The 16,347-nt window shown below is 47.3% G+C and carries 9 protein-coding genes; 6 read left to right on the top strand and 3 right to left on the bottom strand.

Going from position 1 to position 16,347, the window contains the following annotated elements:
• Positions 1 to 153: 153 nt before the first annotated feature.
• Together Q4Q52_RS08460 and uvrA are read right to left on the bottom strand one after the other, a co-directional pair.
• Complete coding sequence (locus Q4Q52_RS08460) at positions 154 to 1,323, bottom strand: M28 family peptidase (RefSeq protein ID WP_311990357.1); 1,170 nt, start codon at positions 1,321 to 1,323, stop codon at positions 154 to 156.
• A gap of 183 nt (positions 1,324 to 1,506) precedes the next feature.
• Positions 1,507 to 4,389, bottom strand: coding sequence for an excinuclease ABC subunit UvrA (uvrA, locus tag Q4Q52_RS08455; protein ID WP_311988891.1), 2,883 nt, complete (start codon positions 4,387 to 4,389; stop codon positions 1,507 to 1,509).
• Positions 4,390 to 4,804: 415 nt separating this feature from the next.
• On the opposite strand from uvrA, the gene Q4Q52_RS08450 reads away from it, so the two are divergent.
• The 6 genes from Q4Q52_RS08450 to yidZ all read left to right on the top strand — a co-directional run bounded on the left by Q4Q52_RS08450 (position 4,805) and on the right by yidZ (position 13,331).
• Positions 4,805 to 6,172 carry an MFS transporter gene (locus Q4Q52_RS08450; RefSeq protein WP_006083193.1) on the top strand — a complete coding sequence of 456 codons (1,368 nt, stop codon included), beginning with the start codon at positions 4,805 to 4,807 and terminating at the stop codon, positions 6,170 to 6,172.
• 109 nt (positions 6,173 to 6,281) lie between these two features.
• Entirely contained in the window at positions 6,282 to 6,986 is a 705-nt protein-coding gene (gene ssb, locus Q4Q52_RS08445; RefSeq protein ID WP_107946491.1) for a single-stranded DNA-binding protein, read from the top strand.
• Between the two features lie 242 nt (positions 6,987 to 7,228).
• Positions 7,229 to 7,813, top strand: a complete 585-nt coding sequence (locus Q4Q52_RS08440; RefSeq protein ID WP_311990356.1) for a hypothetical protein — start codon at positions 7,229 to 7,231, stop codon at positions 7,811 to 7,813.
• A 353-nt stretch (positions 7,814 to 8,166) separates the two neighbouring features.
• Positions 8,167 to 10,974, top strand: coding sequence for an insulinase family protein (locus Q4Q52_RS08435; protein WP_311990419.1), 2,808 nt, complete (start codon positions 8,167 to 8,169; stop codon positions 10,972 to 10,974).
• A 229-nt stretch (positions 10,975 to 11,203) separates the two neighbouring features.
• Positions 11,204 to 12,397 (top strand): MFS transporter, encoded by a 1,194-nt coding sequence (locus Q4Q52_RS08430; protein ID WP_311990355.1) that lies wholly within the window; start codon positions 11,204 to 11,206, stop codon positions 12,395 to 12,397.
• Positions 12,372 to 13,331, top strand: coding sequence for an HTH-type transcriptional regulator YidZ (yidZ, locus tag Q4Q52_RS08425; RefSeq protein WP_311891431.1), 960 nt, complete (start codon positions 12,372 to 12,374; stop codon positions 13,329 to 13,331). Before Q4Q52_RS08430 ends, yidZ begins: the two co-directional genes overlap by 26 nt.
• 5 nt (positions 13,332 to 13,336) lie before the next feature.
• On the opposite strand, the gene Q4Q52_RS08420 is transcribed toward yidZ, so the two are convergent.
• Positions 13,337 to 16,066, bottom strand: a complete 2,730-nt coding sequence (locus tag Q4Q52_RS08420) for a DEAD/DEAH box helicase (protein WP_311990354.1) — start codon at positions 16,064 to 16,066, stop codon at positions 13,337 to 13,339.
• Between the last annotated feature and the right edge of the window lie 281 nt (positions 16,067 to 16,347).

Below are 16,347 nucleotides of genomic sequence, written 5' to 3'. Positions count from 1 at the left end.
AGTTTCACAGACAGAAAATCAACCCCGTGTCGATTTCCCGCGAACGACGGATTATAGCAGCATGGACGCCACTTTACCAATCAGAGTCACGCTATTTAACCTGTTTTCTGCATTTTTTTCGCTAAAACTGAGCAAGAAACGCGCCACTTCCCATTAATTCTTTAAATATTCGGCATTTAATTGAAGTAACTCAAATGCTGACTCAGTCACTGCCGCAAGAAAAGTGATGTCGATTGTCGCGACGGTATCTTCAGGGGTGTGATATTGGGGATGGGTCGGCACGCCAAAATACAACCAAGGGATATTGGCTTTGTGGAAGGAATAGTGATCCGATGCCCGCAGCCAATCGGTACTTTGTATGCTACGGCCAACGGGTTTGGGGTGGGAGAGCTTAATGCACAGTCGGTTCTGTTGATTAAGTAGAGGTTTAAATTGATTGAACTGAGTGAAGTTTCGACTGCCTTCAAGGTAAATCGCATAGGGCCTGCCGGGGTGACTCACCATATCTAAATTCAACATCAGCTCAAAAGTCGCCTCTGGCAGGCGGGTTTTGAGTTGTTCAACCAAGGCGATACTGCCATAGAGTCCCGGTTCTTCGGCATCGGTTGCGACAAACATCAGATTCACCTTAGGTAAGGTATTCGATTGCAGGGCAAATTGCTGCTGCCAATGTTTGGCAATCGCCAGCATAGCAGCGACGCCGGAGGCGTTATCATCGGCGCCGTGGTAAATCTTGCTGCCGCTCATGCCTAAATGATCGTAGTGGGCGACGATAATACGCCATCGATTCGTCGGCTCTGTCGCCATGGCGTTGGCGACCACGTTGGCGCCATTTTCTTGGGTGAAGAAGGTTTGATATTCAAAGGGCACGATAAAGTCTGCTCCCCAAGGCTGTAAACCTAGCCCCTGAAATTGCTGCTTTATATAGTCACGACTTTTTTCTGCGCCTGGAGTTTGGGTTTTGCGGCCTTCAAATTCATCTGAGCTTAATCTTGTAACAATCGCTTGTAACTCTAAGGGCTCGGCCCAAGTGAGCTTAAGCTCAGTACGTGCACAGGTTTCGGGTGAACTGGCGCAGCCAGTGAGAGTCGTTGCAACAAAGCAGGCCAGTGCTAATAAGCCAAGTCTTTGGAATTGATATCTTATAAAGTGCATGAACGTGAACTTGGCGAGCAGCTGACCGATGCGACTGTGGTTGAATTGAGTCGATGGGCTTAGGTTTATGTCACTAAGGTTTATGTCGCTTAGGTTTTTATTTAAAAGTGATTGATGTTGCCTCGGTAACATAAGGTGGGTCACTGGGAACTGAGTGCTATCACGCATGGACATTCCTTATCGCTGAAGCCTTCGCCAGAAGATGAATATCATCTTTGCCTAAATCCGATTCTAATTCAATGAGATCTCTATGTATGCGATAGCTTAAGCATATTGGATTGCTGAGCTAAAAAAAAAGCGCAGTGCTTATGCGACTGCGCTTCTATTCTACTCAGACCAAGGGCTCGAAACTCAAGCCTTGGCTTGATTGGCCTTTGCCATTTCAATATCCCGTTCCAGCAGTGGCTTTAAGAAGCGTGCCGTATGGGAGGTTGGATGCTCGGCGACGTCTTCCGGCGTGCCTGTGGCTAAAATCATCCCGCCGCCACCGCCGCCTTCTGGGCCTAAGTCGATAATCCAGTCCGCGGTTTTGATCACGTCCAGATTATGCTCAATCACCACAATCGTGTTGCCGTGGGATTTAAGACGATGCAAGACATCGAGCAGCAATTGGATATCGGCAAAGTGTAAACCTGTGGTCGGTTCATCCAAGATATACAAGGTCTTACCCGTATCACGCTTAGACAGCTCTTTAGCAAGTTTCACCCTTTGGGCTTCACCGCCCGAAAGGGTGGTCGCGCTTTGGCCGAGGCGTACATAGGATAAACCCACATCCATCAAGGTTTGCAGCTTACGGGCAATGGCAGGTACGGCATCGAAGAAAGTGCGCGCATCTTCCACTGTCATCTGCAGTACTTCGTGAATATTCTTGCCTTTATAGCGTACTTCTAAGGTTTCGCGGTTATAGCGCTTACCTTTACAGGAATCGCAGGGTACATACACATCGGGCAGGAAGTGCATTTCGACCTTGATCAAGCCGTCGCCTTGGCAAGCCTCGCAGCGACCACCTTTAACGTTAAAGGAGAAGCGGCCGACCTGATAACCGCGCGTGCGTGACTCTTGGGTTCCGGCAAAAATCTCGCGAATTGGGGTGAAGATGCCAGTATAAGTGGCAGGATTCGAGCGCGGCGTGCGGCCAATCGGGCTTTGGTCGATATCGACCACTTTGTCGCACTGCTCCATGCCTTCGATACGATCATAGGGTGATGGCTCATCCACAGTCGCCCCGTTGAGCATTCTATGGGCGATCTTGAAGAAGGTATCGTTGATTAAGGTTGATTTACCAGAACCCGACACGCCCGTCACACAAGTGAATAAACCAATGGGAATGGTTAAATCCACATTGCGCAGGTTGTTGCCGCGTGCGCCAAATAACTCAATCACTTGAGTTTTGTCGAAGGGAATACGCGGCGTATCAATATGAATGCTGCGCTTACCGGAAATATATTGGCCAGTGACTGACTCTTCACAGGCGATGATTTTCTCAATCGGGCCGTCGCAAATCACTTCGCCGCCGTGTACGCCAGCGCCAGGGCCAATATCGATCACGTGATCCGCCATGCGGATCGCATCTTCGTCATGCTCAACCACAATCACAGTGTTGCCCAGATCCCGCAGGTGGATCAGGGTTTGTAGCAGACGTTCGTTATCCCTTTGATGCAGGCCGATTGAAGGTTCGTCGAGCACATACATCACGCCGACGAGTCCGGCACCGATTTGGCTGGCGAGTCGAATCCGTTGGGCTTCACCACCCGAGAGGGTTTCTGCCGAGCGCGATAGGCTCAAATAATTGAGGCCCACGTTGACGAGGAAACCTAAGCGATCGCGGATTTCCTTTAAAATCTTCTCGGCGATCTGCGCTTTTTGGCCACTAAACTCGACTTTCTCGAAGTAATCTAAGGCTTCGCCAATCGACCAAGTGGTGAGTTGCGGCAGATTGATATCGCCTAAAAACACGTTACGGGCTTCTTCGCGCAGACGTGAACCACCACAGCTTTGGCAGGCTTGGGTGTTGATAAACTTGGCTAATTCGTCACGTACCGAGTTACTTTCGGTTTCGCGATAGCGCCTGTCCATGTTGTTGAGAATGCCTTCGAAGGGGTGATTACGCACCACCACATCGCCGCGATCGTTGATGTACTTAAAGGCAATGCTATCTTTGCCTGATCCGTACAGGACGATCTTGCGGACTTTTTCGCTGAGCTGCTCATAGGGCACTTCGACGTCGAACTTATAGTGTTCGGCGAGTGAGCTGAGCATTTGGAAATAGTAGAAGTTGCGTCTATCCCAGCCGCGAATCGCGCCGCCAGCCAGTGACAGCTCAGTGTTGCTGATCACGCGCTCAGGATCGAAAAACTGTTGTACCCCTAAACCATCACAGGTTTGGCACGCGCCGGCTGGATTGTTAAAGGAGAAGATCCTTGGCTCTAATTCCGCCATCGAATATCCGCAGTGCGGGCAGGCGAAGTTGGCCGAAAAGATCAGTTCTTCGCCTTTTGCTTTACCAGTACCTGTATCGTCATCCATGGTGGCAACGGTCGCGATGCCGCCGGAGAGTTCCAGTGCGGTTTCAAAGGATTCAGCTAAGCGTTGCTTGATATCGTCACGCACTTTAAAACGGTCGACGACCACTTCAATCGTGTGCTTAACGTGTAAATCTAAGGTTGGCGGATCGGTTAAATCACACACTTCACCGTCGATACGCGCACGGATATAACCCTGCGCCGATAGACCTTCGAGCAATTTAACGTGTTCACCCTTACGGGCGTTGACCACAGGCGCGAGCAGCATCAAGCGGCTGTCTTGGGGCATTTCTAACACTTTATCGACCATCTGGCTGACGGTTTGCGCCGCTAAGGGTTGATTGTGTGTCGGACAACGCGGCTCACCCACACGGGCAAACATCAAGCGCAGGTAATCGTAAATTTCGGTAATCGTGCCCACGGTGGAACGCGGGTTATGGGAAGTGGATTTTTGCTCTATGGATATCGCTGGGCTTAAGCCTTCGATATGGTCCACATCGGGCTTTTCCATCAAACTCAAAAATTGGCGAGCATAGGCTGACAGGGACTCGACGTAACGTCGCTGGCCCTCGGCATATAAAGTATCGAAAGCAAGGGAGGATTTGCCAGATCCCGATAAGCCCGTGATGACAATCAGTTTATCCCTTGGGATAGTCAGGTTGATATTCTTGAGATTGTGGGTGCGTGCGCCGCGTATTTCAATCTTATCCATCTATCGCTCTAATGCCATATGCTTAAAAAAATGAGCATAAGTATCGCACAGTTCCGCGGCTGAGTTTAGTTGATTCTGTGATCTGCACCAATCCTAGGGCTGGCACTGGCTTTTCATCACCTTGCAGATAGCGGCAGTGATGTTCCGAGTGGATTAACTAAGATTAATCCACTTGTTGCGTACTGACTCACAGGACAAATGTGAACACTATGTTAGACTCGTTTCCCTGTGCCTGAGCGTTAAATAGGGCAGAAAAATAAACATGTTAATCCGAGCGCGGCCAATATAGGTCTGTGATAATCGGGATAAAAGTTAACGGTACAGGCAGTGGTTTAGGCCACTATTTCCTTTTGAGCAAATCCTTTTGGGTGTGGTAACATGCGCCCCTTAAAAGACTTCAATCCAGGGCAAAATCATGGGTAACAACGGACTTTCGGGTACTGAGAAAAAAGTCGCGTTTTCTTTAGCCAGTGTATTTGGTTTACGCATGATGGGCTTGTTTATGATCATGCCCGTCTTTGCACTTTATGGTCAGCATTTAGAAGGCTTCTCGCCGCTGTGGGTCGGTATTGCTATCGGCGCCTACGGTCTGACTCAAGCTGTGCTGCAAATCCCCATGGGGATTTTATCTGACAAATATGGTCGCAAGCCGATTATCCTTATCGGTCTGGTGCTGTTTGCCATTGGTAGCTTGATTGCCGCCAACGCCGATTCGATTTACGGCGTGGTATTTGGTCGTGCAGTGCAGGGCATGGGCGCGATTGCCGCAGCCGTGTTAGCACTGGCGGCGGATTTAACCCGCGACGAACAGCGTACTAAGGTCATGGCGATTATTGGTATGTGTATTGGCGGCTCTTTTGCGCTGTCCTTACTGGTCGGCCCGATTGTGGCGCAACATGTTGGCTTATCAGGCTTGTTCTTCCTCACGGCGATTCTCGCTGTGACGGGCATGTTGATCGTGCAATTTTTAGTGCCGAATCCGATTTCCCACGCGCCTAAGGGTGACACGTTAGCCACGCCTGCCAGACTCAAGCGTATGTTGACCGATCCCCAGTTGTTTAGACTCGATGCGGGGATTTTTATTCTGCATTTAGTGTTAACCGCGGTATTCGTGGCCTTGCCGCTGGATCTGGTGGATGCCGGTTTAGTCAAAGAAAAACACTGGATGCTGTATTTCCCTGCTTTTGTGGGCGCGTTTTTCTTGATGGTGCCGTTAATCATCATAGGGGTTAAGCGCAAAAATACTAAGGCGATGTTCCAAATTGCCCTCGTGATAATGATAGTGGCATTGCTGGCGATGGCTTTATTCTCTAATAACTTATGGGTGTTGAGTTTTGCAGTGGTGCTGTTTTTCACTGGCTTTAACTATTTAGAAGCCTCATTGCCCAGTTTGATTGCCAAATTTTGCCCCGTCGGTGAAAAAGGCTCGGCCATGGGCGTGTATTCCACTAGCCAGTTTTTAGGGGCCTTTTGTGGTGGTATGCTGGGCGGTGGCGCCTTCCAATTAGTGGGTGCGGTCGGGGTGTTTATTGTTGCTGTGATCTTAATGTCTATTTGGTTATTCCTGACATTGGGCATGGAAAATCCTGTGCTGTTAAAGAGTTACACCTTAGAAGCCGAAGTCAAAGACAAGGCGCAAGCGCGGGATATGGCGGCTCAGTTATCACAGCTCATGGGCGTCGTCGAAGCGATCGTCGTGCTTGATGAAAAAGTTGCTTATCTTAAGGTCGACGAGCATTTCGATTTAAGAGAAGCACGAGCTGTGTTAGGCTCTGCTCAATAATATCTGGGTCTGCCGTGTGATATTTGGGGAAGCTGATTTTCCTCTATGGCGACACAGATAAACAACATACTGAATTAATAGATTATTTAAAGAATCGCAGGAGATTTCAATGGCCAGTCGTGGTGTTAACAAGGTAATTTTGGTTGGCAATTTGGGACAAGATCCAGAAGTGCGTTATATGCCAAACGGTAATGCAGTCGCTAACATCACAGTTGCGACCAGCGAATCGTGGAAAGACCAACAAGGTCAACAGCAAGAGCGTACTGAATGGCACCGTGTGGTTCTGTTCGGCAAATTAGCTGAAATTACAGGTGAATACCTGCGTAAAGGTTCACAGGTTTACCTCGAAGGTAAACTGCAAACCCGTAAGTGGAAAGACCAAAGCGGTCAAGACCGTTACAGCACTGAAGTGGTTATCGACCAAAGCGGTAGCATGCAAATGCTAGGTAGCCGTGGTCAAGGTGGCCAAGCACAAGGCGCGCCAATGGGCGGCGGCATGCCACAAAATACTGGTTACCAATCTGCACCGCAACAAGCGGCACCAGCGCAAAATCAATATGCGCCAGCGCCTCAAGCTGCACCTGCTTACCAAGCGCCAGCTCAGCAACAATATGCTGCGCCAGCACCTGCTCAGCAGCAATATGGACAACAACAAGCTCAACCACAGCAAGGTGGTTATGCGCCTAAGCCACAAGCCGCTCCAGCGCCTGCTTATCAAGCGCCAGCTGCGCCGGCACAACGTCCAGCACCACAACCACAGCAAAACTTCACGCCAGATTTGGATGATGGCTGGGACGACGATATCCCGTTCTAATTTGCTATGAAGTACTAGCGTCAATTTAGATGCTAAAGTCGACATAATCTCATTTTTTAAAGCCTCGCAATGATTTGTGGGGCTTTTTTATGACACACACTTCTAGTTGTGACTAATTTGTAAATTAATTTATTTAGCAATATTCAGCTTTTCAATTAGAATGTTGCACGCATCACATCAAGATGATGTAACTAATAGAAAGCTATATGGCTTAGGCATTATTTATATAAAGGAATATTCCCATGGAAGAGACAATGAGTCAGGAAAGCAGTTTGTTGGAAAGTGATGATAAGTTAACCAAGGTAGAGAGTAAAAGTCACAGTGCGCCACTGTTTCATGTATCACTGACCAAGTTAATTATCATGTTTATTGCAACCTTTGGTCTCTACCAAGTTTATTGGTTTTATAAACAGTGGCAGGCTTTAAAAAATTACTATGACTTAGATGCATGGCCAATAGCGCGTAGCTTTTTTTCTATCTTTTATACACATTCTCTATTTGTTTATATTAGTGAATACATTAAAGAAGATAATCGAGAGTATCGCTGGAATAGCTCAGCTATGGCGACATTTTATGTTGTGTTGTTAGTCGTTGGCGGAATTCTTAATCAAATTGAAACGTTGCCAATATCATTAGTTGTGGCATCAATATTTATTCCATTAGCTGTTTTATATCCGCTGTATCAAGCTCAAAAAGCAGTTAATTTTGCACTTGAATCTGTGGAATATCCTGATAATTCGCGCTTAACTTGGTTGAATTGGATATGGATTTGTCTGTTTTGTTTCTATTGGGCGATGATTATTTATGCTCTCACCTTGTTAGTTTAAATTTCTGAATATGAAAGCGGAATATATTTCTAATCACTTATATTCTGCTTTTTTAACGTCACTGCTAACATCTGGGAGCTAATACGGTTGGTATAAGCTAATTTTTAGCTTACTGAATGCTATCCTTTGCCCTATCCCCTCGCGCTTATTTTTCAAGATATTCCTGCTAAATATCAAGGCTATAAACTATTTTTAGTACGCCATAAGGTATTGATTTTGTGACTTAAAGTGCTTTAGGTACTATAGTGACTGCTTATTTTATCTGAAACTTAGGTATGCGCTTCTTAGGTTTCTTGTTTGATTTTGGGGGAAAAGTGCGAATTTTAATGAATAATTTCAAGGCGATTAGCCTGATGCGCCAGTGGCTACTGCTGACATTGTTAACTGTGGCATTACCACTACAGGCGAGCGAAGAGCCGCTGTGGATGGGAACGCCTGACTTGCCCATGAGTGGGCGAGTCCATACCGGTGAACTTGCCAATGGCATGCGCTATTTATTAGTGAGCAATAAGACGCCAGAGCAGGCTGTCATAGTGCGCATGCGGTTGGATGTCGGCTCAGTGGTGGAGTCCGATACCGAACAGGGGTTAGTGCATTTTCTTGAACACATGGCCTTTAATGGCTCGACGGGTTTGGCTGCGGGCGAGATGATCCCGACTTTGCAGCGCTTAGGTCTGAGTTTTGGCGCCGATACCAATGCTGTGACTGAGTTTCAGCAGACGGTTTATCAATTCAACTTGCCTAGTAATAGTCAAGATAGAGTCGATACTGCTTTATTTTTAATGCGTGAAATTGGCAGTAATTTACTACTCGACCCGGCGCTTATCGAGCGTGAAAAAGCGGTGGTATTGGCTGAACTGCGTGAGCGTAGCGGTGCGGATCTGGAGAATTACCGCAATCAATTACAGTTTTTAATGCCAAATACACTGTTGTCAAAGCGCTTACCTGTGGGTGAGGCGAACAGCATCAAGAATGCTACTCGCGAGACGCTGCTGTCTTTATACCAAGGTTTTTACACGCCCTCACGCACCACCTTAATTGTGGTGGGTGATATCGAGGTAGCCGCAGTTGAACAAAAGATAAAACAACAGTTTGCCAGTTGGCAGGCCGCGCCTTTGGCGGCGAAGGTTAAGCCGCAAGCGCTAGGCACTGTCGCAGAGCGCCAAAGCGTCGAGGCGGCGGCATTTTTCGATCCTAGCCTATCGACCTCGGTTTCACTCGGTATGCTCAAGCCTATGGCATACCCTGCCGACAGCCCTGCCGTACGAGAGCAGGAAATACTGCTTGAACTCGCCCACGGCATCTTGTATCGCAGAATGGAGTCGCAGTTACTGCATAGCCAAGGTTTATCTGGCGTTAGCCTGCAGGTTGGGGATCAATTTGATATCGCCTATGGCACTCAAATGAGCTTAGGTACGCAGGAGAATAACTGGCAAGAGGGCATAGCAATATTGGAGCAAACCCTGCGCCAAGCACAAGAGTTTGGTTTTAGTCAGCAGGAAATTGACCAACAAATCAAACGTATGCACAAAGGGTATCAGCTCAGCGCAGCGGGTAGCACTACTATCCACAGTGTGAATATTGCCGAGGGGTTAGTGTATTCGGTCGCGGAAAATCGCGTGCCTGTAGAGCCTGAGTGGCAGCTGGCATTTTTTGAAAAAATACTGCCAACAGTGACGCCGCAAAAGCTAAAGCAAGTGTTTAATCAGACATGGAATGCTACGCCGTATCTGTATCTGACGAGCAATAAGCCCATCGAAAATGTTGAAAAACAGCTTATCGCTAGCTATGAGAAAAGCCGCAAACAAGCTGTGAGTGCGCCAGCAACTAAGGCGATTGACGAGTTTGCATACACTCAATTTGGCGATCAAGGCAAGTTAGTGGCCGATAGTCGCGATGCCGAAACGGGCATTCGCCAGCTACAATTTTCCAATGGCGTACGCCTTAATCTTAAGCCTACTGACTTTAATAAAGGCACTACTTTGGTCAGCCTCAACATAGGCTTTGGTGAAGTGCCATTCCCTGAGTTAGATGGCTTATCTTATCTGTTTAACAGTGCGTTTGTGCAGGGTGGACTCAAGGCCCATGATTATGAAAGCCTGCAGGAGATTTTTGCTGGGCAAGATATTTCCATCAACCTAGGCGTGCGTGAGCAGAGTTTTGGCGGTGAGATTAGTACCAATGCTGCAGAACTGCGCACGCAGCTCGGTTTAATGACGGCCTTTTTGATTGAACCCGGCATGAATAAGCAGGCTGAGCAATTGTTCCGCGAGCAAGTGATTGCCGAGCAGCAAAGTCTCCATAGCAACCCGCAAACTGAGTTTTCTAATCAGTTTGACCGTATCTCCCACAGTGGTGATAAACGTTATGGTTATGGTGAACCGGAAGAAATTTTAAAACGTCAGTTTGCAGAGCTGGCGCCGAGTTTCCATTCAGCCGTCGAGCAAGGAGCAATTGAAATCGCCATAGTAGGGGATTTCGACGAAGCCAGCGCCATTACTGCTGTGGCCGAAACTCTCGGGGCAGTTAAACGCAGCACCACTAAAAATAGCCAGTCGCTAGTGCCTATGTTCCCGAAAGTGCCCGCTAAGATGACGTTAACACACTATGGTCATCCAGATTCAGCGGCGCTGGCCATGGTGTGGCCAACAACGGATATGACTCACCTAAGCCAACACGCTGGACTGGGATTGTTGGAGCAAGTGCTCAGCATCCTATTAACGGAGAATGTGAGAGAAAAAGCGGGCGCGAGTTATTCGCCATCGGCCTTTTCTTATAGTGATTTCAATGCCAGCGGTTATGGTTACTTAGGTTTGTTTAGCGTGACGACTCAAGCCATGTTGCCAACGGTTTCTGAGTATTTCACCGCTGCAGTTAACCAAGTCAATCAGCCGCAGGGGATTAGCGAGGACTTACTTAATCGAGCCCGTCAACCTGTACTTGAATGGATGCAAGCCGCGCCGCAGAGCAATGGTTTTTGGTTAGATTTAGCGTCAAATGCCCAGAGCAACCCTGGGCGTTTTGCTGCTTTCAAACAAAGACAAGTGTTGGCACAGCAGATGACGGTTGCTGAACTGAATAAATTGGCACAGCAATATTTGCCAGCAGAGGGCAGTTTAACCATCCAAGTCCTTCCTGCACCCTTAACACCTCAGCAATGAGTGTTGGGTTCATAGAATAATATTTACCATTCGCAGACATGTCCCCGTGCTAGCAAGCGCTGGGGACATGTTATTTAAATGACTTCTTTTTTTCAATTTAGGGCCAATTCCACGGCCTATATCCCTTGGTCGCAAACGGAAATACCTGTTGTCGAAAAAGCCACTCACTTAACTGCGGTCGCCCCACTACTCTAAGCGCAACTTATTTGCGAGGAGATGGGGGAGGTATATGTTGCGATATCTTTTGTGTAGTTTTTGTTTAGTGCTTCTGTATCCAACTGGGATAGATATGTACTTGGTTGGTTTACCGCAAATCGCGCAGGATTTAGGCGCGAGTGAAGCACAGTTGCATATCGCTTTTTCTGTGTATCTTGGCGGAATGGCGGCAACTATGCTTTTTGCTGGCAGCGTTGCGGACCGATTAGGACGCAAATCTGTCACTCTATTCGGCGCTATCATTTTTGCCTTAGCTTCGTATTTAGGTGGCATGGCTGAGACAAGCAATCAGTTCTTACTCATTCGTTTTATGCAGGGAATTGGTGCTGGTTCCTGTTACGTTGTCGCCTTTGCTATTCTACGCGACACCTTAGACGATAAGCTTCGAGCTAAAGTGCTCTCAATGATCAATGGTATTACGTGCATTATCCCGGTCATTGCACCTGTTATTGGGCATGTAATTATGCTCAAGTTCCCTTGGCAGAGTCTGTTTAGCACTATGGCTGGCATGGGACTATTAGTCTGTTTGTTATGTATTTTTATATTACGGGAGACTAAGCCAGCGCAGAGTAGGATTGAGGATGTTAATCGTGAGCTGACGTCGCAAGAGTCTTTTCGTCAGTCCTTTTTCCTCAGCCGGCTTGTTATGACGACTCTAGGTGTGACTACGATTCTCAGTTATGTCAATGTGTCTCCCATGCTGATCATGGGGCAGATGGGGTTTGACCGCGGGCAATACTCTAATGTTATGGCATTGACAGCGTTAGTGAGTATGCTGGTATCGTTCTCGACTCCTTTTGCACTTGCTGTGCTTAAAGAAAAAAGTTTGATGTTGATTTCACAGCTGTTATTTGCAGCTGCCGCGCTAGTGTTTGTGCTAACTCAGGTGCAATATTTTAGCCTTAATGTGAATTTATTAGGCTTTGGTTTTGTCTGTAGCGGATTCGCTATTGGATTTGGTGTGACTATGAGCCAAGCACTGAGCCCCTTTGCATCGCGTGCTGGGGTGGCAAGTTCATTGTTAGGTATTGCACAGGTTTGTACTTCAGCACTGTATATTTGGCTGATGGGATTAATAGGTATTAGTCCACTTAACATATTGTTGCTGATATTAGCCTTGGGCTCTGTTATCAGTACCTTACTCATATTATGTGTGCCTACAGCACCGAGCGTTTATCTAGATGAAGAAATCACTCGCACGTCTTGACCTTAATCTATTGTTTACTCTACAACTTCTCTTACAAGAGCGGAGTGTGACTAAGGCCGCTAAAAAGCTCAATGTCACCCCATCAACCGTGAGTAAATCCTTGGCGAAATTGCGTGATTGGTTTGACGACCCACTATTCATTAAAACGCCTCAGGGATTGCAGTTAACGCCATTGGCCCAAAGCATGGAGCATGACTTAGCCGATTGGTTACAAATGGGCAAACAGCTTATGGGCAAGCGCGGGGACGATATGGCAAAAGGGCTCAGTTTTGAGCTAATGCTTGAGTCACCTTTGTCGCTCATTATGCTTAATCAATTAACGCAGGCTATTTACCAACACTACCCTGATGCAAAAGTGAAAGTACGAAATTGGGATTATGATTCTCTGGAGGCCATTATTCGCGGTGAGGCTGACATAGGTTTTACAGGCCGAGAAAGTCATCCTCGTTCCAAGGAATCCCTTGATTTATTACCGTATTTTATCGATTTTGAGGTTTTATTTACCGATCTTCCCCAGGTGTATTTACGCCGCGATCATCCCGCCTTGCAGGAAGAGTGGAATATAGACACTTTCTTAAAATACTCGCATATCAATATCTTGTGGGAAAAGAGCGAAACCTGGGCCTTAGATGATGTACTTATTGAGCTTGGTTTAAGTCGCAATATAGTACTGACCTTGGCCAGCTTTGAGCAGTCACTGTTTGTCGCGGCAGAGCCTCACCACAGTATGATGGCAATCGCGCCGCAATATTGTGAGCAGTATGCCCACCAATTACACCCTGACTTAGTCAGTCGTCCTATCCCGATAAGTGGCGAATATCTTGATAAACTTGCCATTCCTTTTACCTTGATTTGGCATAAGAGAAACAGCCACAACCCCAAAATCACTTGGCTGCGAAACAAGATAAAAGCAATTTATCAACAGCATGATTAAGGTTTCTATTTACTGCTTTCACTTTGTTGGGGAATACCCAATTGCTGGCAAATATATTGGATACACAATTCTTGCTGTTGGCACCATAGCCCATAACTGACGGGGATAAGTTTAATCCCGGCGCGCTGTAACAGTTTATACAGTTCAATATCGAAAAAGTCCGCCCATGGCCCTGGGTAACCGATTAAATCTATTGCTAAATATTGGTTACCATAGCGGCACAGAATGTCCAGTTCTAGCCCCGCCATATGGTAGGCGCGCCAGACTGTTATGCCTTTTGCTTCAATCGCGAGTGCCACCGACTGGCCGAAGCTATCGAGGGCATCGACATAATTGTGCGCCGCTTGAAATTGGCCCGCCGATGTTAAGTAAGTTGCCAGTAAATTATTGTTGGGGAGCTCATGCGCTTGTACCGATAAAAATAGCCACTGCATTTGTTTAGCGCGGGTGATGGCGACATTGAACATATCGGCTCGATTTAAATACACGGCGGCGCGGCTGTCGTTGGCCGTAATGCTAAACGACAGCAGCATGATATCGCGCTCTTCCCCTTGAAAACCAAAGGGCGTGGCAATCCTCAATTGATGACGTTCTATTTGTTGTGCGCTAAAGCGTGCGAGGATCTGCTGGGATAAATACTCAGTTTGATTGCGAAAACAGGAGAGCACACCAATGCTGGCGGGCACTAATGTATTCATTTGGTCATCAATCAGTTGTGATAACTTTTGAATTAATGCCTCCGCTTCTAGTCTGTTAACTCCCTTGCTATCCCGCGCGCCTGTCACTTGTATTCTATGTAAGTGTCCTGAACTCGTGCAGGGTCTGTGCTGCATAATTTTCAGCATGCCTTGATAAAACTGCTGATTACTAAATTGGATCAGCTCAGGTTTACTCCGAAAATGCTCATTTAAAAATACCACTTGGGATTGGCTCGCAAGGGATTGTGATACTAAGTCGAGCATACTGGCATCACGGTAGCTCATTAGGCCGCGGCAATCCGCAGCAAGTCCGAGTTGGGTCTGGATTTGGGTTTGCTTTGCGCGGGATAAAAACGAGAAATGGCGCAGCTGTTTACTGTCGCCCACCACCAGTGCCGCTTTTGCCCGCTGTAAGGCCGGTAAACAGGCGGCAATATTGGCTTGGGTGGCTTCATCAATAATCACTAGATCAAACATTTGCTGCTCCATGGGCAGCACTTTATGCAAGCTGGCAAGGCTAGATAACCAAATGGGAAAGGTTTGCTTTAAGGCATCAAAATCCGTTTTGTAGAAACCGTCGAGTTGCTTAGCGGACTGCCGAGCGCGAAGTGCACTGGCAAAACTCACCAGTGTACTGCGCTTATGTTTGAGTAATTGGTTTAATCGATAGTGAGTGGCCAATTGTAAGTATTTGAGGCTTAAGTCTTCTTTTTGGGCGATGAGGGCGGTTAATTTATCGAGCACATCCCATTGCTGAGCAAACTGTTTGATCCCGGCACGGTAAGCCCAGTTGTAAAATCCTAAGCGCCAGCGCGATTGTCCTTGTTGTAAGGTCGCCAGTTTTTGGCCGCGACGTATGGCGTGTCGGCAATGGTGAATAAAACCGGCTTCCATTTTGGTTTGCTCGCGAGTCACAGTATTAAGTTGCTGTTTTGCATTGAGTAGTAGGATATCCGAGAGGGTTTCAGCAGTCGCAGGATGCTGACCATGCAGCATTTCATCTATCTGGTTTTTAAGGACTTTAATAAATTGCGGCGAGCCGGCGCGAATAAGGCTGCTCCCAAGCTGGAATTGTTGCTGCAACTTATCGGCAATCACATCAACGGCAACATCGGTGTGGGCGACGATGAGGACAGATTTACCCCTTAATACCTGCTCCGCCGCCACTGTGGCTATGGTGTAACTTTTACCCGTTCCCGGTGGACCCGATATTTGCCCCAAAGTTTGATTGGCCGCCACCTTTAAGGCTTGAATTTGCGCGCGGCTTAATAGCCCAGGAAGGTAATGCTCTTGGGTATCGACATTGTGACTAAGTGGATCTCGAGTTGGCACTTGCCTAAACAGCGCTTGAAGCGGCGCAGAGTGTGAAGGCGCTGTGATGAGATTGTCGAGTTCGTGCAATATGCCGCGACTTGCCTGCGAACGCTCTGCAAGAATAATTTGGCTGCGACTAACCATAAACCGCCCACGTTTACGGCATAAGCCAGTGAATTCAGTCTCATCGATCAGCTTGGGAAAATGCAATAAATGACTGGTATCAACATCGGCTTGGCCCGCCCGCAGCCAAGCTATCCAGCCACTGACATCCGTTGGATTATCGCGTAACTCTTGACTTAAGCTGTGTCCTTCAACGACTAATTTTTCTAATAGTGCTTCATTGATGGTGAATGGCCCGCCGCCAGAGAAGCTGTTATTAGATTCGAGGTAAATGTTATCGCCATCGGCCTGTAACTGGCATTCACGGTACAGCAGTGGCGTGACGACTTTACGTTTTTCGCCATTAAGTTCGACTGTGCCGCAGAAAAATAAACAACAGTGCAATAGTACTTTTTCACGTAGATACAAGGCACTACGCGCCATTAATGCGGAGGCAGGAGCAAATGGCACCGGCAAGCGAGGCAGAAAGCCACTGCTTAACTCGTCTTCTCCTTGGAGTAATAGCTTTTCTTGCTCAGCAAGTTTGTGGCTAGACCAAAGGTTAATTTCAGCACTATCGTGTTGAAAACACTGTTTATAGTAGTTAAGAATCCCTTGCAAACCCTATCCATCCCAAAGGCTTAATTGGCGGTGCGAGAGTAACTCAATCGCATAAGTCGAACAAGGTTTGCACCAACTGTGGATGATTTCTCCATGGTCGCAATAGCCTAAAAGAGAGGTATTCGATATGCCAGCCTTATTGTTCTGGAGTGGAAGCGTTTTTGTAGATGTGAACTAAGGTATCAGCAATCGCATTTGTATCAATTAAGGGCCTGAAAAGTGGCGTTTGTATCAGTATTTGGCGTGTTATTGAAATGTTTGTTAAGTGTTTGAGTTTGTGA

Origin of the sequence: Shewanella sp. SP1S2-4 (genome assembly GCF_031932075.1) — a bacterium.
GTDB lineage: Bacteria > Pseudomonadota > Gammaproteobacteria > Enterobacterales > Shewanellaceae > Shewanella > Shewanella baltica.
The sequence above is the reverse complement of the archived record's forward strand: the minus strand, read 5'-3'. Positions and strand labels throughout refer to the sequence as shown.